General features: G+C 56.7%; 26 protein-coding genes. 11 read left to right on the top strand and 15 right to left on the bottom strand.

The features are described 5' to 3' along the window. The 3 genes from NTD87_RS13005 to NTD87_RS12995 form a co-directional block, all read left to right on the top strand. The coding region (locus NTD87_RS13005; RefSeq protein ID WP_262114342.1) for an isochorismatase family protein at positions 1–448 on the top strand (448 nt) is incomplete at its 5' end. A gap of 107 nt (positions 449–555) precedes the next feature. Then, positions 556–987, top strand: a complete 432-nt coding sequence (locus NTD87_RS13000) for a DoxX family protein (protein WP_262114341.1) — start codon at positions 556–558, stop codon at positions 985–987. 27 nt (positions 988–1014) lie between these two features. Next, positions 1015–1590 (top strand): antibiotic biosynthesis monooxygenase, encoded by a 576-nt coding sequence (locus tag NTD87_RS12995; protein ID WP_262114340.1) that lies wholly within the window; start codon positions 1015–1017, stop codon positions 1588–1590. 85 nt (positions 1591–1675) lie between these two features. Here NTD87_RS12995 and yghX read toward each other — a convergent pair whose 3' ends face one another. After that, positions 1676–2563 carry a YghX family hydrolase gene (gene yghX, locus NTD87_RS12990; RefSeq protein WP_262114339.1) on the bottom strand — a complete coding sequence of 296 codons (888 nt, stop codon included), beginning with the start codon at positions 2561–2563 and terminating at the stop codon, positions 1676–1678. Between the two features lie 720 nt (positions 2564–3283). On the opposite strand from yghX, the gene NTD87_RS27870 reads away from it, so the two are divergent. From NTD87_RS27870 to NTD87_RS28080, 3 genes are all read left to right on the top strand, one after another. Continuing rightward, positions 3284–4099 (top strand): cysteine peptidase family C39 domain-containing protein, encoded by an 816-nt coding sequence (locus tag NTD87_RS27870; RefSeq protein WP_315975307.1) that lies wholly within the window; start codon positions 3284–3286, stop codon positions 4097–4099. 100 nt (positions 4100–4199) lie between these two features. Next, positions 4200–5027, top strand: coding sequence for a hypothetical protein (locus NTD87_RS12980; RefSeq protein WP_262114338.1), 828 nt, complete (start codon positions 4200–4202; stop codon positions 5025–5027). A gap of 56 nt (positions 5028–5083) precedes the next feature. After that, positions 5084–5383, top strand: a complete 300-nt coding sequence (locus NTD87_RS28080) for a TolC family protein (RefSeq protein ID WP_410017490.1) — start codon at positions 5084–5086, stop codon at positions 5381–5383. 207 nt (positions 5384–5590) lie between these two features. Here the strand turns inward: NTD87_RS28080 and NTD87_RS12975 are convergent, their stop codons facing one another. The 4 genes from NTD87_RS12975 to NTD87_RS12960 all read right to left on the bottom strand — a co-directional run bounded on the left by NTD87_RS12975 (position 5591) and on the right by NTD87_RS12960 (position 8702). Further along, complete coding sequence (locus NTD87_RS12975; protein WP_262114337.1) at positions 5591–6094, bottom strand: TlpA disulfide reductase family protein; 504 nt, start codon at positions 6092–6094, stop codon at positions 5591–5593. 86 nt (positions 6095–6180) lie between these two features. Continuing rightward, positions 6181–7206: a TonB-dependent receptor gene (locus tag NTD87_RS12970; protein ID WP_262114336.1), complete on the bottom strand. Its 1026-nt coding sequence runs from the start codon at positions 7204–7206 to the stop codon at positions 6181–6183. Between the two features lie 85 nt (positions 7207–7291). Next, the gene (locus tag NTD87_RS12965) at positions 7292–7624 is read right to left on the bottom strand and encodes a DUF2946 family protein (RefSeq protein WP_262114356.1); all 333 of its coding nucleotides are present in this window, start codon (positions 7622–7624) and stop codon (positions 7292–7294) included. Between the two features lie 460 nt (positions 7625–8084). Further along, positions 8085–8702: a LysE family translocator gene (locus NTD87_RS12960; RefSeq protein ID WP_262114335.1), complete on the bottom strand. Its 618-nt coding sequence runs from the start codon at positions 8700–8702 to the stop codon at positions 8085–8087. A 152-nt stretch (positions 8703–8854) separates the two neighbouring features. On the opposite strand from NTD87_RS12960, the gene NTD87_RS12955 reads away from it, so the two are divergent. The 3 genes from NTD87_RS12955 (at position 8855) to NTD87_RS12945 (ending at position 10586) form a co-directional block, all read left to right on the top strand. Further along, positions 8855–9307, top strand: a complete 453-nt coding sequence (locus NTD87_RS12955) for an Lrp/AsnC family transcriptional regulator (protein WP_262114355.1) — start codon at positions 8855–8857, stop codon at positions 9305–9307. A gap of 94 nt (positions 9308–9401) precedes the next feature. Beyond that, complete coding sequence (locus tag NTD87_RS12950) at positions 9402–10097, top strand: tRNA (adenine(22)-N(1))-methyltransferase (RefSeq protein WP_262114334.1); 696 nt, start codon at positions 9402–9404, stop codon at positions 10095–10097. 60 nt (positions 10098–10157) lie between these two features. Next, positions 10158–10586: a hypothetical protein gene (locus NTD87_RS12945; RefSeq protein WP_262114332.1), complete on the top strand. Its 429-nt coding sequence runs from the start codon at positions 10158–10160 to the stop codon at positions 10584–10586. A 44-nt stretch (positions 10587–10630) separates the two neighbouring features. Here the strand turns inward: NTD87_RS12945 and NTD87_RS12940 are convergent, their stop codons facing one another. Then, positions 10631–11131: a GNAT family N-acetyltransferase gene (locus NTD87_RS12940; protein ID WP_262114331.1), complete on the bottom strand. Its 501-nt coding sequence runs from the start codon at positions 11129–11131 to the stop codon at positions 10631–10633. A 731-nt stretch (positions 11132–11862) separates the two neighbouring features. After that, on the bottom strand, positions 11863–13131 hold the full coding sequence (gene fabF / locus NTD87_RS12935; RefSeq protein ID WP_262114330.1) for a beta-ketoacyl-ACP synthase II: 1269 nt from the start codon (positions 13129–13131) through the stop codon (positions 11863–11865). A gap of 111 nt (positions 13132–13242) precedes the next feature. Here fabF and NTD87_RS12930 point away from each other — a divergent pair, with 111 nt between their 5' ends. Beyond that, a complete protein-coding gene (locus NTD87_RS12930) occupies positions 13243–13734 on the top strand; it encodes a winged helix-turn-helix transcriptional regulator (RefSeq protein WP_262114329.1) in 492 nt (163 codons plus the stop codon). A gap of 48 nt (positions 13735–13782) precedes the next feature. On the opposite strand, the gene NTD87_RS12925 is transcribed toward NTD87_RS12930, so the two are convergent. Genes NTD87_RS12925 through NTD87_RS12915 form a run of 3 tightly spaced genes read right to left on the bottom strand, consistent with a single transcriptional unit; the run spans position 13783 to position 15869 of the window. Beyond that, positions 13783–14406 carry a glutathione S-transferase family protein gene (locus NTD87_RS12925; RefSeq protein WP_262114328.1) on the bottom strand — a complete coding sequence of 208 codons (624 nt, stop codon included), beginning with the start codon at positions 14404–14406 and terminating at the stop codon, positions 13783–13785. A 53-nt stretch (positions 14407–14459) separates the two neighbouring features. Continuing rightward, positions 14460–14933, bottom strand: coding sequence for a GNAT family N-acetyltransferase (locus NTD87_RS12920; protein WP_262114354.1), 474 nt, complete (start codon positions 14931–14933; stop codon positions 14460–14462). 54 nt (positions 14934–14987) lie between these two features. Beyond that, positions 14988–15869, bottom strand: a complete 882-nt coding sequence (locus NTD87_RS12915; protein WP_262114327.1) for a LysR substrate-binding domain-containing protein — start codon at positions 15867–15869, stop codon at positions 14988–14990. A 187-nt stretch (positions 15870–16056) separates the two neighbouring features. On the opposite strand from NTD87_RS12915, the gene NTD87_RS12910 reads away from it, so the two are divergent. Continuing rightward, a complete protein-coding gene (locus NTD87_RS12910; RefSeq protein ID WP_262114326.1) occupies positions 16057–16644 on the top strand; it encodes a hypothetical protein in 588 nt (195 codons plus the stop codon). A gap of 136 nt (positions 16645–16780) precedes the next feature. Here NTD87_RS12910 and NTD87_RS12905 read toward each other — a convergent pair whose 3' ends face one another. From NTD87_RS12905 to NTD87_RS12885, 5 genes are all read right to left on the bottom strand, one after another. After that, positions 16781–17164, bottom strand: a complete 384-nt coding sequence (locus NTD87_RS12905) for a hypothetical protein (RefSeq protein ID WP_262114325.1) — start codon at positions 17162–17164, stop codon at positions 16781–16783. Positions 17165–17586: 422 nt separating this feature from the next. Continuing rightward, positions 17587–18504 (bottom strand): arginase family protein, encoded by a 918-nt coding sequence (locus NTD87_RS12900; protein WP_262114324.1) that lies wholly within the window; start codon positions 18502–18504, stop codon positions 17587–17589. Positions 18505–18740: 236 nt separating this feature from the next. After that, a complete protein-coding gene (locus NTD87_RS12895; protein WP_262114323.1) occupies positions 18741–19166 on the bottom strand; it encodes a DUF1810 domain-containing protein in 426 nt (141 codons plus the stop codon). A gap of 11 nt (positions 19167–19177) precedes the next feature. Beyond that, positions 19178–20011 carry a phytanoyl-CoA dioxygenase family protein gene (locus NTD87_RS12890; RefSeq protein WP_262114322.1) on the bottom strand — a complete coding sequence of 278 codons (834 nt, stop codon included), beginning with the start codon at positions 20009–20011 and terminating at the stop codon, positions 19178–19180. Between the two features lie 10 nt (positions 20012–20021). Continuing rightward, positions 20022–20771, bottom strand: coding sequence for an ABC transporter substrate-binding protein (locus NTD87_RS12885; protein ID WP_262114321.1), 750 nt, complete (start codon positions 20769–20771; stop codon positions 20022–20024). Between the last annotated feature and the right edge of the window lie 54 nt (positions 20772–20825).

The raw sequence follows: 20825 nt of genomic DNA, 5'->3' as shown, positions 1-20825 counted from the left end.
CATCTGGCCGGAACTGCTCAGCGTGTTTCCGGATCACCAGCCGATCGAGCGCACCTCGATGAACTCCTGGGAAGATAAAAAACTGGTGGAAGCGGTGAAGGCCACCGGCCGCAAGAAACTGATCATGGCGGCACTGTGGACTGAAGTGTGCTTGAACTTCCCGGCACTGGAAGCGCTGGCCGAGGGCTACGAGGTGTACATCGTCACCGACGCATCGGGCGGCACGAGCAAAGAAGCGCACGACATGTCGGTGCAGCGGATGATCCAGGCCGGTGCGGTGCCGGTGACCTGGCAGCAAGTGTTGCTCGAATACCAGCGTGACTGGGCGCACAAAGCGACTTACGACGCCGTCATGGGTCTGGTGCTGGAACACAGCGGCGCCTACGGCATGGGCGTGGATTACGCCTACACCATGGTGCACAAGGCGCCGCAACGTCAGGTCAAGTGAGTCGCGAGAAAATACCGCTGCACAACGGCGCAGTTCGCTGCGCCGTCATTGCCAGGGGCTATCGTGACAGGGGCATCCACACCACGGATTTTCCAGAGAGTCAGACCATGAACTCCGTTCCCACGTATTCCAGTAACACACCGGCCGATTGGGCCTTGCTCTGGCTGCGGATCACCGGCGCAGCTTTGCTGCTCTGCGTCCATGGCCTGCCCAAACTGCTGAACTTTCAGCATGAACTGGGCCTGATCGAAGACCCCTTCGGGCTCGGGGCGCAGCTGACGTTGATGCTGGCGATATTCGCCGAAGTGCTTTGCCCAGTGCTGATTGCGCTTGGGCTGTTCACCCGACTGGCCAGTTTGCCGATCCTTTTCCTGCTGCTGGTCTCACTGGTGCTGGTGCACCCGGAGTGGAGCCTGGGCGAAGGGCAGTTTGCCTGGTTGCTGGTGATTGTATTTGGCGCGCTGTTGATCGGCGGTGCAGGCCGACTCGCCTTGGGCGTACGTTTGGCGCGTCGCCATCCATTGTTCAAACCACTATAGAAACCCACACGGTCGGGAGAGTCAGTCATGAACATCGAACTGTCGGAAGGCGTGGTCACGCTGCTGGTGCGCCACCGCGTCAAGAAGGGCGGGGACGAGGCGTATGAAAACTGGTTGCGTCGCACCATCGCCAAGGCGCGTACCTACCCTGGGCATCTGGGCATTGATGTTGTGCGCGGACAAAGCCAGGGGCTGGCCCAGTTCACCAGTGTGCTGCGCTTCGCCACGACCGAACAATTGCAGTACTGGCTCGACTCCGAGGATCGCCGCACGCTGGTGGAAGAGGCGCAGCCATTGCTCGCCGATGGCGACCAGACCGAGGTCAATGCCGACCGTGAGTTCTGGTTTACCCCGATCGATGCGGCTGCGTCGCCCCCACCACGCTGGAAGCAGGCCTGCGTGACCTTCCTGGTCATCCTGCCCCTGAGCTTTCTGGTGCCGATGCTGTTCAAGCCGCTGTTTGGCTGGATGCCCTGGCTGGGTGGCTACGTGCAAGGCAATGTGCTGATCACGGCAAGCATCGTGCTGCTGGTGGTCTATGTGTTCATGCCGCGGGTGACCCGCTTGTTCGGGAAATGGCTGCAGCCGAGAGCCGTCTCATGAATGAGGTCATCGACCGAGCGGTAGAGATGTTTCTGCTCGGTGCCGCTCCGTGCGCATGTTCTCGTTTTGTGTGGCGTTTTCAACACTAAGCCAGGTACCGCCGGAACCAATCCAGCGTCCTGCTCCATGCAAGCCTGGCAGCGGCTTCATCGTATCGAGGCGTGGAGTCGTTATGGAAACCATGGTTAACCCCAGGGTAGATGTAGGCTTCATAAGTCTTGCCAGCAGCTTTCAATGCCTGCTCATAGGCGGGCCACCCTTCATTGATGCGCGTATCCAGTTCGGCGTAGTGGAGCTGCAGAGGCGCCTGAATCCGGCTGACCTCTTCAGCCTTTGGCTGACGGCCATAAAACGACACTGCAGCACCCAACTCTGGATAGGCCACGGCCGCCGCATTGGCGACGCCACCGCCATAACAGAACCCGATAATGCCGACTTTTCCAGTGGTCGAGTCATGCTTCATCAGCCACTCAATGGCGGTGAAAAAGTCATTCATGAGTTTTTCAGGATCGACGGTCTGCTGTAGCTCCTGACCTTTTTCATCGTTGCCGGGATAGCCTCCGACCGACGTCAGGCCATCGGGAGCCAGGGCGATGAATCCCGCCTTGGCCAGCCGCCGTGCGACATCCTCGATGTAAGGGTTGAGCCCACGATTTTCATGCACGACCACCACCGCCGGCACCTTGCCGGTAGCTTTCGCCGGACGCACCCGATAGCCACGGACTTGCCCGTGTCCCTTGGGTGAGGGATAGGTGATGTACTCGGCGATGATGTCCGGGTCGGTAAACTCCACTTGCTCGGCGAGCGCATAATTCGGACTCAGGGCAGCGAGGAGTGCGCTGGCCGTCAAACCGCCTAACGTGAACAACGCCGCACGATCCAGAAACTCTCGCCTGTTGATCTTGCCATGGGCGTAGTAGTCGTAGAGCTCCAGCAGTTCAGGGGCAAAATCTTTCGCAGTGAGACGGTCCATCTGTGCGCTCCTTTTGAATCATCCGGATTGCCCTGTCGGCACTGAACGGCAAGGGCTGAAGTTGAATCATTAAAGCAGTCTTTGGCACCCCGCAAAGCGGATCCTCCCGAGCGGCAGTGCAGTGGCCGATAGCTGCTTTTTACACTGCGCGTTCGCTCAAGCACTGCCCATTGTCCATTCACATCATCTGCGGATAGTCTTGTTGATTATGCTGAACAAACGCTGAACGGAGTTTAAGTTAGCGGGTTTGGAACGGAGAGAGACTGACGTTTTTCCGGCCTGAGAAATGCTTTTATTGGTGCGTTGGATAGATGCTGATACGGCAATTGTACAGTTGCTGTTACCCAATGGCGCGATTGAAACCGAGCTCAATGAGCACCGATTGTTTTTATTTGTTGAGCCTGCAGGGCCGCCACAGGTGCGCCTTGTCACTGTGTTATTTCATTTTCGATACAAATGCGGGTACTGACATTATTGGCCGTACTGGCTGAAAGTAAGCTTTTCGGGCCGGAAAACAACGCTTTTGGGTGGAGGTGATAGGTGCTAGCCTTTAATGGCTCTTTGATATCTATCTTGGCTAAATATCAAGTTTTGAATGGCTGATAAGTCGCGATTTTAGCGGCAGCGCTTTTTGAATGTAGTTGTCTGCTCATGGTTGGTTCGGCGCGCTTGATAGAGGCCCGACGTGCTTTCATCTTTCGTTAATGCCGTTGAGTTGACATGCCTGACCGTAATTCAAGGACCAGCGTTTCGCCCGAAACGTTAAAACACAGTGGAAGTGAAGACAGCGGCATTGCATCACTCGTTGTCATTGCCCAGCTCTCGGGTGTCGCCGTCAGCGCCGAACGCCTCAAACACATGTCAGGGCTGTCGCGGCCTATCGATGCATTGACACTGGTGCGTCTGGCACGGCAGGTCGCGCTCAAGGCCCGTTCGACCACGAGCCAGATCAGCCGCATTGCCCAGACGCCGCTCCCCGCTATCGCCGAACTTCGGGATGGGCGCTTTCTGGTCGTGGCAAAGTGTGCGAACGACAACGTCTTGCTGCACGATGAAGTGCAACAGCGCACCTTTCAAATCACCTTGGCCGAGTTCGAACAGATCTGGTCCGGTCGTTTAATCCTGATTACCTCGCGCGCCATCCTGGCTCAAGGCGGCGGCAAATTTGATATGTCGTGGTTCATTCCGTCGATTGTCAAATACCGCAAGCAATTTCTGGAAGTGTTGGCCGGTTCGTTTTTCCTGCAATTATTTGGCCTGGTCTCGCCCTTATTCATGCAGGTCGTGATTGATAAAGTGCTGGTGCACAAGTCAATGTCGACCCTGGATGTATTGGTCTTCGGGTTGATTACTATCTCGGTGTTCGAAGCGTTGATACCACTCGGTACGCATGTGATTGTGGCCGATGGCAAGAGTATTCAGTTGGAATCGGGCATGTCGAGTTCGGTAGAGATCAAGACCGAGCAGCGACGGATTATTGAGTATTTGTTGACGCCATTGTTGAGGTATCAGAGTGAGGCGTTGAGGGAGCGGTGACGAGTAGTCTGAAAAACATATGAAAATTCTAGCCAAGCGCGGTCTTCATCGCAGCTGGCGACCGGTTGATTGTTGTAATTTTTAAATTAAGGGAAATAGATTGAAAATTAATGAGATGGCAGTTTTTGCAGTCGCTGCAGCTTTGTGCACAACGGCATTCGCCGGAACAGACGATATAAAAGCCTCGAATAATCAGCTTGAAGTCCAGGCCATTTCCACGAAAGTCGACTATAAGGAAACCAACGATGGGAGATTAGGCTCCCGTGCCGGAAAGTTTTATACGGAAACCGGCAATGTCCCCGGTTTTGCATTATCTTTTTCCATGATGAATGACGTGTTGCTGGATAACGACTATCTTCAATTCCAGTACAGCAAGAACGACGGCCATATCAGATCTAAGGGCGTACTCCGGCCAGGCGGAAGTTTCGGTTCTGCGGTTGGACAGCCTGGCGAAACCATTTCTGACTACAGTCTGCGGTGGGGAAAAGGTTTTGCCGTTGACGGGGCGTTCATGATCACCCCTTACGGTGAACTTGGCCATCATGAACGGCAGAGCAGCTACGGCGTTACAAGCACTACCTATACCCACAGCTGGTATGGCGCCGGCGCGCTTGTCCAATACTCGCCAATTTCCCGTTTGGTGTTTGGCGCCAATGCCTTGGTTGGACGCACGTTCGCAGCAGACGTTGATTTGAGTGGCCCTCGTGGCTTTTCTGGTTCGCTCGGAGATTCCAATCTCTATAAAGCCGGCTTGTCTACTGATTATGCATTCACGAAAAACTTTCATGGAAATGTGGGTGTCGATTACACGTCCTTTAAATATGGCGACAGTGCTACGCACAGAACGTCAAACGGAGGTCTGTCATGGATGCCAGACAGTCAGACCAATGACACGACTTTAAAGATTGGGGTCGGTTACGCTTTTTGAGTATGTAGCACAGGCATGTCAAGTGTTCTCCATTTTTAACTAAGGAGAAACAGTGAATAGGGGGCAGGCCACGTTTAACTAGCTCAACCGAACTGGACTGTTCCAGTTGTAGAGAGCTCGAAAAAGCGTGGTCTGTCCCCTTTTTCCTGCTTTTTCCTTATCAGGCGTTCGATGCCGCGCAGGCGCGCTATGCGAAGGGCGTGACCGGTATCCTTGAGGTCATCACGACCCAGACGGCATTGGCGAACGCACAGCAACAACAGATCAGCGCGCTGGCCGGATGGCAGAATGCACGCATTCAACTGGCGTCGAGCCTGGGGAGCCTGGATGTGAGGAGTCTATCCCCGACACCTTGAAGTCCGCTTGGTGTATCCATTCAGGTCCTGGAATATAAATGTTCCCCCTTTTCAGTCAAAAGCTAGCGGGAACGGCTTTACCAACTATGGTGAACAACACCTCTATACGGTCATCCTGATGGCTGACAAGGGGCTCCGGCGCTATCGGGCCGGCGCCCTCGGGCCGCTACTACATGGGCCTGTGTTTCTGACCTCCTGAGCGCAGACTTAATGCGCTGTCAGTAACGGTGTCACGAGTTTATCCAGTAAAGGCAGATCGATTTTCGGCTCGCCCACGCTGCCATCCTTGCGCACCACACCTTGCCGGTCGATGACGTAAGTCATTGGCATGCGCCAGATTCGGCCAAACCCCTTGAAGTCGGCATCACGCTGGAACGCTGCGGGATAGCTGTAGTGGGTCATGACCTTGTGCACCATGGCGTCGTCTTCCGGTTCATCCATGCTGATCGCAATAATCTTCAGTCCTTCGCCTTTGTGTTGCTGGTAATAGGTTTCCATGGCGGGCATTTCTTCACGACACGGCTCGCACCACGAGGCCCAGAAATTCACGATCACCACTTGGCCAGCCTGTTTCTGTAAATCAAATGCTTCGCCATTCAGCGTTTGTGCCGTCAGGTTCGGAGCATGCTCGCCTACATCAATCGCCCAGGCGGGCAGACAAACCAGGCTGCAACAGAACGCAAACAATGGCAGTAGTCTTTTTGCTGACATCAGCTTTCCCTCGGTTTCCGATCATCAAAATACCGCGACAAGGCGTCGGTGAGTGTCACCGACGCCCGATATCATCAGTCAGTGAACTAGAACGCGTAGCGAGCCCCTATGGTTGCGGTATAGCGCGGAGCAAGCTGCACACCATTGACGTTCTGGTACACCGGCAATTGCACGAAGCTGTACAGCGAGGTCTTTTTGCTGACCGGCACTGTCACACCTGGGCTGAGGTAGGCCAGCGTTCCGCCGGTACTGATGGTGTCGGCATTGGCGCCGTCATCGTGCTCGACGTGTCGCACGTTCAGCTGAATTTGCGGCATGACGTAGGCGTTGCCCATGTAACGCAGGCCCACATTCAGATTGACGCCATCGCCAGGGCGATAGTGATCGCTGGAATTCAGCGCTTTCTGCACCATCGCCTGGCTGAAGTAGTCCCAGTTCTTGTTGAGCGTATCCATGTAGTAGACACCCAGGATGCCATCGGTGGTCCCGGTGCCAGGTTGCAGACCGCGATCAATGACCACCGGGTCAGGGGAGGTGGGATCGCTCGACACAGCGGTGTCGTCATGGGCGCCGGTGGGCAGTTTCAAGCCAAACATCACGCCCAAATTATGTTGCGGCGTAAACCCCTGGTAGCGGCCGATAACCTTGACGTCCCCCAGGCTGGAGGTCTTGGAGTCGTATTGACCGCCGCCATCACCCGGCGTGGTGCCGTCCGATGCGGTGCCCAGCGTGCTGTGGCTTCGAAAGATATAAGGCACTTGCAGATCCACGCCCCAACTCGAATTGAAGCTGTAATCCAGGCCCAGTGTCAGATAATCATTGCGCGTGTACTTCTCCACTTCCTGCGGATTGCCGTTGTTGGAGACTTGGCTCGCGGCGCTTGGGGAAATGGTATTGGTACCGCTGCGCAACTGGTTCTGATTCAGGTAGTCGTAGCGCAGATCCAGCTTCAGTCCAGCCGAATTGCTGATACCGAGGTTGTCCCAATCGGAGCTCAGGGTGCAGCCGCAACTGGCACAAGCCAAGGCAAGGTGTGGGAATAATGCGGTGAGAGACAACGCCGCGAACGGCAAAACGCTACGCCGGGTAAGGCGGCGTGATGGCATGACCATGGAGATGGCATTCCTTGATTAAGTTGCAACGCATAGGGGCAAACCTCCCAAGAAGGCAGGGGAGGGTTTGTCATCGCAAAAGAAATCAGGAAAAAGCAGGTGGGCCGCGCGGCTCTGAGATCAGCCAGACTGCGCTGACGTAGGGTTCATAGTTTGTTTGCGCAAGGACTACGTCTGTCCGACCGGATAGCTGCCACTGAACGATGCTGGGCGGCAAACCGATGTCTACCGCATGCACGACGCACAGCAGGCAATGGCATTCGTGATACTGGTCCGGCGCGGCAGGGTTGCCGCTAGCTGGGGCATGGACGTGTCCAGCCATGTTGCAATGTTCGCCCATCTCCATCGGCTGCCCATGTGCAGCCGGCAGCCACAGCATCACGCTCGGCAGCAACGCTGCAAGCATGGCCAGGCACATGGCAAGCTGACGCAATGAGTGGGGAACCCGGGACATGGACACGAAAGGAACGTCGCTAATTATTATTAGGCCGAAATGGCAAAATCGAAATACGGGTATTGCCTTGGGAGCACTTCAATCCAGGTGCCCGATACTGCGACGTTCGTCCGCGACGTTCGTCCACGACGTTCGTCCTTCGTCGGCGCCAAGGGTGGCAAACAATGGTCGCGAGTACAACGCGTCAATAATGCCTGCGGCGTTGTGCCGCAACCTATGACAGAGGGCACTGATGGCGCGCAAACATCCGCCACCAAGTCCAAACAATCAACTCATGGATCCTGCAGCCCTGTTGGTTGGATCCCCCTCGGGAAGCATCTGTTTGAGATGGGGGATCCGAATGCGTGTCGCCTGTCGAGCGTGAGGGGCACTGTCATAGGGTGAAGGTTGGTCGCTTATCGGGACGTCTCGCTGAAAGTTTGGATTAACCACGCATCTGCTCAATGAGCAGCACTAGCGCGATGATGATCATGGCCACTCCGGAGAAACGGCTGACTAAGTGAGCAGCGGCAGGGCGTGCCCGAAGAACGACTTGTGAGCCAAATCCGACCAAGAGATAGATCACGCCACAACTGAAGGTGTGGACGAGTCCGAGCGCAATCATCTGCATCGGCACGGGCCAGGGAGCGGTGGTGTCGGCAAATTGAGGCAAGAGTGCCAGGAACAGCAGGAACACTTTCGGATTCAGCCCGCTCACGCAAAGCCCCTTGAGCGCCCAGCGCTTCCATGAGCCTGATGTCTGAATCTCATCCGCGTGGGGTGCGCAAGGGCGGGCAAGCATGTTGGCGCCCAACCACAGCAGATAACCCGCCCCGGCAACTGTAAGCACCGACAAGGCCACAGGGTGGTTGGCGACCAGCGTGCCAACACCACCGGCAACAATCATTGTGGCAATCAAATGGCCGGATAACAGTCCGCCCACGGCGGGTATGACGACTCGATGCTTCAAGCCCGCAGATATCGCGTAGGCCCAATCTGCTCCGGGCGTGATGATGAACAGAATCGACACTGCCCAGAATGCAACGACAACACTGAAGGTCATGGTGCTACCCGCTCCTTGAATCAAAGGCCGCCCCTGCATCGGTTTTGAGCGGAGGGCGGCAATTAATGATTGAAGGAAGAATAATGAAATCTTGTTAGAATTTACTTTCAAAGATAATCATCATGATGCATCAGATTGGGAGATTCTTCTTTATGGACAGAATTGATCGAAAGATTCTTTCTGAGCTGCAAAAGGATGGTCGTCTTTCGGTCACCGAACTTGCTGAGCGCGTGGGCCTGAGCCTTTCCCCCTGCCATCGGCGAGTGCGGGCATTGGAGGAGTCTGGTGTGTTGCTGGGCTATCGTGCACAGCTGGATCCCGGAGCACTCGGCTTGAACTTTTCTGCCATGGTGTTTGCCACGCTTCGAGAAGGGGACAGGCAAGCTGTCGAAGCTTTCGAGACGGCGCTCATCGAAATACCTCAGGTAGTCGATGCCCAGCGTTTGTTTGGAGAGCCGGACTACCTGCTGCACGTGATCACCCAGGATCTGCCGGCCTTCCAGAGGCTTTACGATGAGAGCCTTTCAACGTTACCCAACGTGCAACGGCTGACCTCAACCCTTGTCATGAAACGGGTCGTCCAGGACAGACCGCTTCCTTTGTGATGGCAGGCGCAAGCCTCTGGCTTCATGCGGTGTTTTTGTGTTGCATCGACCGGTTGAATCCACAGCCAAAACCAGTCATTCGAAAGGGGCTTTAGTGAACGAACAGACATTATCCATACGCCTGGAGCGCGTGGCGGCGCATGTGCCGGCAGGTGCGCACCTGGCCGATATCGGCTCGGATCACGGCTACCTGCCGGTGGCGTTGATGCGCCGTGGCGCCATCGCGGCGGCGGTGGCCGGCGAGGTGGCATTGACGCCGTTCCGCTCGGCCGAACGCACCGTGCGCGAGAGCGGCCTGGACCAGCGGATCACCGTGCGCCTGGCCAATGGCCTGGCGGCGATCGAGCCGGGAGACGGGATCACGGCGATCAGCATCTGCGGCATGGGCGGCGAGACGATCCGCGACATCCTCGACAGCGGCAAGGCGCGCCTGAGCGGTCAGGAGCGCCTGATCCTGCAGCCCAACGGCGGCGAGCAGCCACTGCGCCAATGGCTGATGGAAAATGGCTACCGCATCCTCTGCGAGGAAGTGCTGCGGGAAAACCGCTTCGACTACGAAATCATCGTCGCCGAGCGCGCCGGGCCGGTGATGTACACCGCCGAGGAGCTGTACTTCGGCCCGCTGCAGATGCAGGCACGCAGCCCGGCGTTCCTGGTCAAGTGGCAGCGCATGCTGCGCCACAAGCAACAGACCCTGACCCACTTCGCCAGGGCGCAGCAGGCCGTGCCCGAGGAGAAGGTGCAGGACATCGCCCGGCAGGCCCGGTGGATCACCGAGCTGCTGGCTTGAGCCCGGGCAAAACAGGTGTCTGAATGTTTGGACTGCTACACAAATTATGGAGATGCCGGGATGGTCGAAAAGGTTTTGAAGTGGAAGCTGGTCAATTTTCTGGTGACCGATGCCGAGGTGGATTACAGCACCGTGAGCGATTTATACACCGTAGCCGAGAGTGGCGATGTGGATGCGTTGGCCGACGTTCTGGAGGTCTTCAAGAAAGCATACGGAGGGCTGTGGGTTGGTGGGGGGCTTGTGGTTACCCAACATGTGGTCCGCTTGAGCGCCAATGCCCTGAACCGCCTCGTTCAGGATGGAACCCTGGATATTGAACTCCCACTGGCATTGGTCCGGAAGGTCAGCGTTGAAGGTGGGTTTATCACGAAAATCGTCCGTCTGGATACCGACGCTGGCAGCGTTAAATTCCGGTGTTTTGGTGCGAAGGACGTCGCCTCGCTGATAGAGAAGTTGACCACCTCGCCGACCTTGATACCCGCCCTGTAAGCGGGTTTTGTCGACCAGTTGGCTTGCTCGATCGAAACATTTTTCTAGATCGAAAGGATGAATTGACATTCGTCCTTCGTTTTGTCTATCCAGGATTTATGTTCAACTAAGAATCCGCACCGATTAAGTACTTTTCTTGAGCCAATATTATCCTTGTATACATGGGCAAGCAGTTGCGTAAGATTCCAGTGCATCTGTGCCTCTTGGATGAGATGCTTCAGTGCCAGTGTTGCCAGTCCCTGCCCGCAAAAGCGTTGATCAATCCGATAGCCTACTTCTGCGGAACCCGTCGGTGAGTTGATGTTTTTCAAATTTGCTCGACCCACTATTCCCTCACTGGCATCTTCGATAACAAATGGGTGCCAGGTCCCGATGGCAAAACCGGACAAATAGCTCTCAATATGAGCGGCAACCCCCTGCAATGAGTAGAAGGAAGGGTCGCGCGCATCAATGTGAGATTCGAACCATTCACGGTTATGGGTTTCGAATGCCAGCAGCGCTTCAGTATCAGTATTTTCTAGCATGCGAACTCTGAATGTTTTCATTGGGTCGCATCTCCTCGCTTAAACGATCCTGGTTTTGAGTTTCTGCTTGCCGAGTCTTATCAGGCTAACTTAGATAATCAATGCTTTTTTTGGAAGTCAATGGTTACCAACACAACGTTTCTCCGGATTTTCATGTCACGTTGGATCAGGTCGGCTTTTGGCAGAGAGTAGCCGGTCATGAAGGGTTGCTTTCGACTGTGGATTCAACCGGTTGGCTTCACTGCCTGGAGACGTTCGGTGTCTCCTCCCTTCAGTCTATGGCCAGCCAGCCGTTATAAGATGCGGCTCACAAGTAGCGGGAAGCTGCGGTGTCAACTTCTCCTACGTACATCGGTGCGGTCTGCAGTTTCGACGACGGCAACCAGCCGAGTGATATTTTGATCTGCGACGACACGCTTGTCGGGAAACTTACTATTAAAGCCTGGGGTTTCGCAGAATCGGAACTCGAGGTGTTGAGCTTCACGAAAGCGAACTGCCCGGCAGGCGGGTGAAGGAGCCAACAGCTTTACGTTTGTGCTCTGGCGCAATGGTCAGCTTAGGGGGGGTTACCACTCCCATCGGAGAGCTGATGGCAATGACCGGTTGAATCCACAGCCGATAGCAGTCATTCAGGATAGCCACGCTGGTTTACCGACCCAGCCTGATGTGAAAAAGCCCAGTCTAGTGCTGGGCTTTGTTGTTTCTTGGGTTCGTACAGCCAACGGCACTGAAGCCGGACTCAATACCCAGTCTTAAATCCAGCGCCGGAACAGCACGCTGGCGTTGACCCCGCCGAAACCGAAGCCATTGGACAGCGCATATTCCATGGGCAGGTGTTGGGCCCGGCCGCGAATCAGGTTAAGGCCTTCGGCGGCGGTATCCGGGGTTTCCAGATTGAGTGTCGCCGGGGCCACCTGATCGCGCAGCGCAAGTATGGTGAAGATCGCCTCGATCCCCCCCGCGGCACCCAACAGGTGGCCAGTGGCGGATTTGGTCGAACTGATCGCAAGGCCGCTGTCTGTGCCGAACAGGGCTTTGATTGCCGCCAGCTCGCCTTTATCGCCCACCGGGGTCGAAGTGGCGTGGGCATTCAGGTGCTGAACCTGGGATGCCTCCACGCCGGCCTGGCGCAGCGCCTGTTGCATGGCCCGGCGGGCGCCGTCGCCATCTTCCGGCCCGGAGGTCATATGGTATGCGTCGGCGCTGGTGCCATAACCCACCAGTTCGGCGATGGGCCTGGCGCCGCGCGCCAAGGCGTGTTGCAACTCTTCGATGACCAGCAGGCCGGCGCCTTCGCCCATGACGAAACCGTCGCGGGCCTGATCGAAGGGGCGCGAGGCGCGCTCCGGGGTGTCGTTGTAATCGCTCGACAGGGCGCGTGCGGCAGCGAAGCCAGCCAGGCTGACCCGGTGAATGGCCGCTTCCGCCCCGCCACAGAGCGCTACGTCAATTTCCCCCGCGCGAATCATCCGCGCAGCGTCGCCGATGGCCTGGACACCCGCCGCACACGCCGTCACTGGAGCCCCCAGCGGCCCCTTGAAACCATGTCTGATTGAGACATGACCGGCGGCCATATTGCTAAGAAATGACGGAATGGTGAAGGGTGACAAGCGCCGCGGCCCCTTGCTGTCAGTAGTCCGCACAGCTTCGGCTATCGCCGGAAATCCGCCCACGCCCGAAGCGATGATGGTGGCGGTGCGCTCCTGCGCTTCTGGGGTTTGGGGCGCCCAGCCGGCCTGTGTCAACGCTTCATGGGCCGCTGCCAGGGCGAACAGAATGAAGCGGTCCATCTTGCGTTGGTCTTTTGGTGCCAGCAGTAGATCTGGATCGAAGCCGGCCTCAGGGTCTTGGTTGCGGTCGGGGACTTGGCCGCCGATGCTGATCGACAGATCGCCGATTAGCTCCGGCGGCAACTGGCGGATCCCCGACTGCCCGGCCAGAAGGCGTTGCCATATCTGCTCGACTCCGCAACCAAGTGGAGTCAGTGCGCCCATGCCTGTGACGACGATACGTTTGTTCATGATGGTTCCGCTCCTTCTGTTTACGGGGGGATAGCGACATATGGACGTTACTATCATTATGAAAGTAACATGTTAGACCAACAAATGTTTGAACCCCCGTAAGGAACTGCCATGCAGCGCAAGACCCTCATCCATGCCGAATGCCCGATAGCCCGCAGTCTGGAAAGGGTTGGCGAGTGGTGGAGCATTTTGATCATGCGCGATGCACTGCATGGCCTGAGACGCTTTGAGGAGTTTTCCCGCAGCCTGGATATTGCCCCGAACATGCTCACCAGACGCTTGAACTCGCTGGTGGAGGCGGGTCTGCTCGAGCGTCAGCCTTACAGTCAGCGCCCGCTGCGCTACCAATACGTGCCGACTGCCGAGGGCGAAGATTTCCGCGTGGTGCTCATGGCCTTTGTGGCCTGGGGCAATCGCCATTACGCGCCAGAAGGGGAAAGTGTGCAGATTGTCGAGCGGGAGACTGGGCGGCCGGTGCGGCCGATGATGGCGGATATCGCCGATGGCCATCTAGTGCCCTTGGACCAGTGCAGCGTGCAGGCCGGGCCAGCCGCCAGCGCGGGCATGCGTCAGCGGCTGGGGTCCATGGCTGATCCGGATTGAGCCTTGCCAGGTCGATCGAGGAGCAGTGCTGCGGCAGTTGACGCTCTGTCATGGCGTCCCGTTTCTTCCGTGGAGCAGGTAGCCAGGTCGATGACTTAACCGTTCGTAATAGGCACTCACGGCTGGTAAGTCTGGATGATCGAGCGGTGTTTCAAACCACCGATTTACAGACAAGCCAATGGGTATGTCAGCCAGAGAAAACTCGTCGCCGCTGACGTAAGCCCCTGTTGATTCGAGCTGTCGATTCAGGATCTCCATATGCCTGGACCACTGATTGCAAGCGACCGCCAATGCCTTGCTGTCTTGATGCTCGGGCGAGTGCCTGACCAATGACATAAAGGCATAAGTCCACGATTTGTTGAGGTCCGATGCTTGCCAATCTATCCATTGGTCGACCCGTGCTCTTGCTCTGGGTTGAACTGGGTAAAGATGAATGCCGTTGTAGCGAGACGCCAAGTAGCGAATGATCGCATTGGACTCCCATAGCACGAAGTCGTCGTCCTTGATCACCGGAACCATTGCATTGGGATTCAGCGAAATGAACTCTGGAGAGTGCGTCGACTTGAAGCCAGAACCCCAATCCTCCCGCTCGAAGGGTATTTCGAGCTCGGCGCATGCCCAGAGTACCTTTCGTACATTGATCGACGATGCTTTACCCAGTATGTGCAGCATTCCATGTCCTTAAAGTTCGGCGCAGTTGACCTGAATGAGCCCAGTGGATCAGCTTAGTTAGTCGCAGGAATGCTCGGACGAATATAGTAATTGTCGAACTCACCGCTTTCGACGAATTGGAAGCCATGACGGATGTAAAACCGATTCGACGCGCTTTCTTTGAGGGTTCCAACCCTGATAGGGAGCGCAGCCGCATCCGCCTCTTTGAAAATCTGGGTGAGAACAGCAGAACCTACACCTGACCCTTGGGCATTCGGTCTCACATACAAGTGATCGAGCAGTAGTTCTTTCAGGTGATGCTTGACCACAATAAAACCAATCCGCTCACCGGACATCTCAATGTGGCGTGTGTTGCGGGCTTCAAAACCGTTGAGAAAGCGCTCACGTGCGCGCACGGGATCAAATCGTCCAATACGTTCCAGACTTTCGCGCATGGCCTCAATTCGAATAGCCACAAGATTGTCCAAGTCGCTTTGATGAGCCGCGACCAAAATGACTGGAGGAGTTTGATCAGGTGTGATGGACATCATCTGCGCTCTAACTATTTCATTCATCAAAGGTAACTTCCTCCGGCGGTGGGGTTAAGCCACGGCGAACAACCAATCGAGAAAGACGGTGAGTTCCCGATTGTCCGGCGCATCCCGATACAGGCAATGAAACGGTGGACCTTCCAGCACGACCTCGGGGAAAAGCGCGACAAGCCGGCCACTCTCGATATCGGCCCGGACCACGGCATGTGGCGCAAGACCAATGCCCAAACCGCTTGCAGCCGCCTGAAGCAGCAAGGAGAACTGTTCGAAGTAAGGCCCGTGCAGCGTTTCACCGACGGGCACACCCGCGTTATGGAACCACCATTGCCAAGCGTCGGGGATACCTGAGTAGTGGAGTAATCGCGCATTGGCCAGGTCTGCCGGCTCGCGCAGTTGCGACCGGTCACGCAGGTCGGGAGCACACACCGGCACCGCCCTGTTCGCGAGCAAACGCCGCGACACGAATCCGGAACGCCGTAGATCAGGATGATTACGTCGGATGATCGCATCGTGGGATTCATCCATTTCTTCCACGCCCATGTCCGGCGTAGTCACTATCTGTACATCGATACCGGCGTGTTGCGCATGAAAATCCGCCAGGCGCGGAATCAGCCAGCCATGCGCGAACGACGCCGACGTGTTGATCTGGATCTTGCGGGTCACGCTGTCATCGCACATTTGTGCCGTGGCTTCAGTGAGCCGGGTGAGGCAACTGGCAACGTCGATGAGGTAATGCCGCGCGCGAGGCGTCATCTCCAGCGCGCGGCCCTTGCGTTCGAAGAGCTTCTGGCCGAGATACTCCTCCAGCACGCGGATCTGCTGAGTGATGGCGCTGTGCGTCACGCAAAGTTCATCGGCGGCTTTGGTGAGGCTCTTCAGACGCCCGGCGGCTTCGAAACTGCGCAGAGCATTCAGCGGCGGTAGACGGCGCATGAGGTCCTTTCATATCCAAGAATTTCTTGCAGTTCCTGCAAAATCTTTCAATTGAAGAAAGCATTGTGCGCTAACTAGGATAGCGCTTGCCCTCACTAGCGAATAGTACGCCTTCAGCATGACATATCGCGCCGGAACCCGCTTATCCCACCGTCTTCAGATAACCGCTTGCTGCACGATGCGCGGCGTGGTCGCTTCGCTTCTGCTATCGCTCGCGGCTTGCAGCACACCCAATCCGCAGGAACGCGTCACGGGTTCAGGGGGAACTGTCGTCAAATACAGCTCGCGTCAGACAACCGTGGATCTCACCGCCGGCGAACGAAGCACCTTCGCAGCGATCCGCGATCGCGACTTCCCGAACGCGTCGGTGGCACAGACGCTGCGTGCAGTTGAAACTACGCTGACGGCGAGCGGCTACGGGCCGCTCACGACGGAAAACGACACAGGCCTGGTCCAGGGAGGACGCAGCGAGGTACTCATCCCCAAGTGGCGCGCGGTCCTGCGCGGGGTGTTGAAGACGCGCGTTGGCCTGTTGCCCGCGAAGCCGGATCACCAATACACGACAGCACTTGTCACCGTGAGAGCGTCCGCGATGGGACCGGGCGTTGCCGTTCGCGTGCGATTCGACAACACCCTATGGGACAGCGGCGGTGACTCGCAAACCAAGATCGTTCTGGCGAAGGATGCGTACGACCATTTTTTTGCTCGGGTTAAACATGATCTCGATGCACTGGCGGTTCCGGCGCCAAAGGGTGGCGACGCTTTATCGAAGTAGCCGGTTACACGGTGCTCAAGCGACTTGCCCGTGAACGGGTCGGCGTAAAGAGGCTCACGCTCAACTTGTCTGGATGGCCGCGCGGCTCGCCAAACCAGCGCCGGTGTTGCAGGCGGATTGATCCCATGGCTTCGCACTAGCGACGATAGTAGCGGTGATCGTCCTCGTAGCGGTCCCGCATGGCCCGATCATGGTGGCGCTCCCAATCACGATGGCGTTCGGCTTCTCGGCGGGCTTGCTCTCTACGCCAGTCGTCTCGGCGCCAATCGTCTCTACGATCGTGCCAACGGCCGTCATGCCAGTATCGGTCGTCATGGGCAAGCAACGGCCCTGGCTGCTTGCCGGCCATACTGGCCAAGGTCGGCCAAGGGTTGCCGGCAGCCTGGACCGGAGCCTGAACGGCTGCGACTTCAGTTGCGAAAACAGGGGTTGAGGTCTTCATCTGTGTTGCTGATGCCGAGCCCACTGCCGCGAACGCGAACAGGCCGAAGAGCACGATCCGTGGGGCATGGAATTTCATGAGCGAAGACAACCTCTGATTGACAATTGGACGTGTGGCCATCTGGCTGCGGGAAACCTGAGGGTTCGCGCTTGCCGAGCGGATGTGCCTATCCAGATAGACCGATAAATAGGGAAAAGTTCTAGGGAGCTGCTACTTAAATAGCCAACGGCCTCAGTGTTCAGCCCCTTTGAGGTTTGCTATCTCGATGTCCCTTCTGGCCGATTGCTGCTTGCTGCGAATGACTGCTTTCGACCCAAAGCTGCCCTTGATGACTGTCAAAGAATGTTAGCTGCACGACTGACTTTTTGGCTGCCGGTTCGAGCCAACGGCGTAGGTGCATAAACGTATGTCACGCACGTCAGGACTTCTACGAATAGGCGGAGTGGGGAATAGACGAGACCTTCCATTTCTGTGCTGACGCCGCTGGTTATCTCAATCGCTCAATCGCTCAATCGGATCGGGAACGGAAGTTGCGCCATCATCCCGACGATTGTAGCGGCGAACCGTCCATCGGGATCAAGATCAGGGTCAAAGACCGTGACCGTCATCCCCCGGCATCGGTGATCAGCAACGAATGGAGACATGATCTTCACCAAATCGTCAGGAGCGATACCAGGAGACCCAGGGCAATCGACAGCAGGCATGACCAGTTGGTCCAGCACATCGACGTCAAGGTGTATCCAGAAGCCTTGATCAGGTACCTGATTGAGCGTGTCGCTGATACGTTTGACAACAGCAGCCGGACCGATCGTCAGTGCATCGAAAACGTCGATCCGGTTGATGGAAGTGTGATTTACGTCGGGCCATGCGAAATCTTCGTCACGGTTTTCGCGTTCGCCAAGTTGGACAACGTGAGTATCGGCAACGAGCGGGCCGGGTATACCGGGCCATTCGGTCGCTAGCGATTCGCCACGGCCGGTCGCTAGCGCAAGGTCCATTCCCGCCACGGCGCCCAAACTTTGCTCAGGGTCATAATTGCCGGGATGGCGAAAGTCGCTGTGCCCATCAATATGAATGAGCGAAAGCGGACCTGCGTAGCGCGCACCTGCAAGTGCACCCAGAAGAATCGAGCAATCCCCTCCAATGACGAGCGCGAAGTCGCCTTGCCGATAAGCTTCACGTACCAAATCCGCAAGCGCGAGATTGAACGAACGCATGGCATAGCCATTGCGCAGACGTGTTCCCGGTTGCGCCTCTGGAGAATAGGTCGGGCGCGGTAATTCTTTAAATGCGCGAGCGCTGATCGCATGAAGCAGGCCCGCAGCAACCAATGCCGCTGGGGCGCGCCATGTACCGGGTTCGTGGTTTGGCCGCAGGGGGCTGAGCCCGAGGTTCGAGGGCGCAGCGATTACTTGCATGGGACAGAGGTCTGCATTCGCCATTCACCTATCAGGATTCGCCCTAGGTTTTGGGCGGCTGCTTATCAGAGTAGCATTCGTTATTTCGAAGGATCTGGAGACGGATTGGCTGCTTCTGGCCGATTTCTGCCAGTCGTCAATAGCGGCTGCATATGGTCAATTGCATCAACCCAAGCCGGCCGATCACGGCGTCGAAGAGGTTCGACGTGGTGCTGGCGACGTGGTGCGCGTCGACCTTATTCTCCAAGAAGGAACAGGGTCTTGGCGTCTGGCTCGCCGGCGAAGAACTGATCGAGGGCCGGCTGGAAAAGAGGGTGTTCGGGTTTAATGCTGGCGAACAGCGTGAGGCAGGAGCGCAATTTCAGGTCATCAGGGTGGCCAAGGATTTCCAGCGCACTCTTGTCGCTGTGTTGCAGGAGGGTACTTACGCTTTCCTCCAGTCGTGGCCCCAGCAAATCATGCAGCAGATAGGCCCGGGCTTCGGCAGCACCAGAGATGGCAAAGCGTTTGGCTATCTCGCTACGCCCGAGGCCATGCAGTTGCGGGAAGATGAACCACATCCAGTGACTGGTCTTGTGCCCGGCACGCAACTCTTCCATGGCTCGGGTAAAAACCGGGCGCTGGGCCTCGACGAAACGAAGAAGATTGAAGGGGTCGTGCACGCTTGTACTCCCTAGAGTGTCGGAAACAACTCGTGCTCCATAGGAACATCGGGCGCCAGAGTATCCCGAAGCCCAGGAAAATCAGGAGAGGTGGCCCAGGGTCTGGGCGCATGCCGTACGTCATCGCCTATGACCCTCACTGAAAACGCGCGACGGCGATTTTGCCCGCCCACCCCGGCAGAGGCATGCAGGGTCAACATGTTGAAGCACACCATGTCCCCTGGCGACAATGCCCATCCCAGGATGGGAAAGTCCTCGCGGTGGCTTTCGATGTCCGGTAGCTCGTCCAGGGTTCCCTCGGAAAACCATTTGGCCTGGCTGTCCATGAACGACCGAGGCATCAACCAGGGTCCCTTGTGTGAGCCGGCGATAAACTCGAGGGTCGACTCCCTCGGCACTGGATCGACAGGAATCCAGAAGCTCACGGTGTCCGAGCCACTGATGTTGTAGTAAGGCTGATCCTGATGCCAAGGTGTGCGTTGGCGCGTATTGGGCTCTTTCACGAGCAAGTGGTCATGGTGCAGGCGCACGTGTTGGCTGTTCAACAGGGCGGCAGCGATGGGCGCGATGGCGGAGTTGAAGATAAGGTTCCGGTAGTGCGGGTTTTCTTGCCAGTTACAAAAATCCTCGAAGAACCATCCCGGGTCGGTGGCACTGCTCGCCACTTTTGCGCGAGGGCTGGGACGGGCAAGGTTCAATTCGATGCCTTGGGTCAGTTCGCTGATTTGCTGCGCAGAAAACGCATTGCGGATACACACTGCGCCCTGAGTCTGAAAGTCGCGCACAGTCTGGTCGCTGACGGGGAAGGCAAGACGAGGCTCAGCGCATTGTGTCATTTCGTTCATGGGGATGACCTCACTTGCCGTAAATATCGAAGTTGAAGTACTGCTTCGCGATCTGGTCGTATTGGCCTGATTGGCGAATGCCGGCAATGGCCGTATTCAGTTGCTCCCTCAGATCAGGTTCGTTTTTTCTGACACCGATTGCGACGCCATCGCCAATGATGCGTTTGTCGGTGATGGGTTCACCCGCGAAGGCAAACCCCTGACCCTGAGGTTTTTGCAACAACCCGATATCGGCCTGTACCGAGGCCTGGAACGCAGCATCCAGGCGCCCGTTGATGAGGTCTGAAAACACTTGGTCCTGGGTTTGGTAGGAAAGGATCTCGATTCCTTTGCTGCCCCATTCCGATTTGGCAAAGCTTTCTTGCAGCGACCCTTGAACAACCCCTACGGACTTCCCTTTCAATGACTCGGCCGTCGGCAGTAAGCCGGCGTTTTTCCTGGCGACGAGAGAAGACGGAGCGGTGTAGAGCTTATGGCTGAAATCGACCTGCTGGCGACGCGCTTCGGTGGCGCTGAATGCAGACAGGATCGCGTCGAACTTCTTCGCTTTTAACGCCGGGACCATACCGTCGAAACTCTGCTCGACCCAAATGCACTTGACGCGTAACTCGGTACACAGGGCGTTGCCCAGATCGATATCAAAACCACTCAATGAACCGTCTGGCTGCTTTTGCTCGAACGGTGGGTAGCTGGGGTCGACGCCGAATTTGATCACCGGTTCCGCCTGCGATAGCGGGGTGATGATCAGCCCGAACAGCATGACGGTGTACTGAAGTTTGCGTAGCTGCATGATGACCTCATTTTTTATTGGTTT

The organism is Pseudomonas sp. 6D_7.1_Bac1 (assembly GCF_025465945.1).
In the GTDB taxonomy this organism is placed as follows: Bacteria; Pseudomonadota; Gammaproteobacteria; order Pseudomonadales; family Pseudomonadaceae; genus Aquipseudomonas.
The sequence above is the reverse complement of the archived record's forward strand: the minus strand, read 5'-3'. Positions and strand labels throughout refer to the sequence as shown.

What these genes read in the sequence shown, in the direction of transcription:
- NTD87_RS13000 (WP_262114341.1), top strand. Translation starts at nt 556, where the DNA reads ATGAACTCCGTTCCCACGTATTCCAGTAACACACCGGCCGATTGGGCC.
- NTD87_RS12995 (WP_262114340.1), top strand. Translation starts at nt 1,015, where the DNA reads ATGAACATCGAACTGTCGGAAGGCGTGGTCACGCTGCTGGTGCGCCAC.
- yghX (WP_262114339.1), bottom strand. Translation starts at nt 2,563, where the DNA reads ATGGACCGTCTCACTGCGAAAGATTTTGCCCCTGAACTGCTGGAGCTC.
- NTD87_RS27870 (WP_315975307.1), top strand. Translation starts at nt 3,284, where the DNA reads ATGCCTGACCGTAATTCAAGGACCAGCGTTTCGCCCGAAACGTTAAAA.
- NTD87_RS12975 (WP_262114337.1), bottom strand. Translation starts at nt 6,094, where the DNA reads ATGTCAGCAAAAAGACTACTGCCATTGTTTGCGTTCTGTTGCAGCCTG.
- NTD87_RS12970 (WP_262114336.1), bottom strand. Translation starts at nt 7,206, where the DNA reads ATGGTCATGCCATCACGCCGCCTTACCCGGCGTAGCGTTTTGCCGTTC.
- NTD87_RS12965 (WP_262114356.1), bottom strand. Translation starts at nt 7,624, where the DNA reads ATGTGCCTGGCCATGCTTGCAGCGTTGCTGCCGAGCGTGATGCTGTGG.
- NTD87_RS12960 (WP_262114335.1), bottom strand. Translation starts at nt 8,702, where the DNA reads ATGACCTTCAGTGTTGTCGTTGCATTCTGGGCAGTGTCGATTCTGTTC.
- NTD87_RS12955 (WP_262114355.1), top strand. Translation starts at nt 8,855, where the DNA reads ATGGACAGAATTGATCGAAAGATTCTTTCTGAGCTGCAAAAGGATGGT.
- NTD87_RS12945 (WP_262114332.1), top strand. Translation starts at nt 10,158, where the DNA reads ATGGTCGAAAAGGTTTTGAAGTGGAAGCTGGTCAATTTTCTGGTGACC.
- NTD87_RS12940 (WP_262114331.1), bottom strand. Translation starts at nt 11,131, where the DNA reads ATGAAAACATTCAGAGTTCGCATGCTAGAAAATACTGATACTGAAGCG.
- fabF (WP_262114330.1), bottom strand. Translation starts at nt 13,131, where the DNA reads ATGAACAAACGTATCGTCGTCACAGGCATGGGCGCACTGACTCCACTT.
- NTD87_RS12930 (WP_262114329.1), top strand. Translation starts at nt 13,243, where the DNA reads ATGCAGCGCAAGACCCTCATCCATGCCGAATGCCCGATAGCCCGCAGT.
- NTD87_RS12925 (WP_262114328.1), bottom strand. Translation starts at nt 14,406, where the DNA reads ATGCTGCACATACTGGGTAAAGCATCGTCGATCAATGTACGAAAGGTA.
- NTD87_RS12920 (WP_262114354.1), bottom strand. Translation starts at nt 14,933, where the DNA reads ATGTCCATCACACCTGATCAAACTCCTCCAGTCATTTTGGTCGCGGCT.
- NTD87_RS12915 (WP_262114327.1), bottom strand. Translation starts at nt 15,869, where the DNA reads ATGCGCCGTCTACCGCCGCTGAATGCTCTGCGCAGTTTCGAAGCCGCC.
- NTD87_RS12905 (WP_262114325.1), bottom strand. Translation starts at nt 17,164, where the DNA reads ATGAAATTCCATGCCCCACGGATCGTGCTCTTCGGCCTGTTCGCGTTC.
- NTD87_RS12900 (WP_262114324.1), bottom strand. Translation starts at nt 18,504, where the DNA reads ATGCAAGTAATCGCTGCGCCCTCGAACCTCGGGCTCAGCCCCCTGCGG.
- NTD87_RS12890 (WP_262114322.1), bottom strand. Translation starts at nt 20,011, where the DNA reads ATGAACGAAATGACACAATGCGCTGAGCCTCGTCTTGCCTTCCCCGTC.
- NTD87_RS12885 (WP_262114321.1), bottom strand. Translation starts at nt 20,771, where the DNA reads ATGCTGTTCGGGCTGATCATCACCCCGCTATCGCAGGCGGAACCGGTG.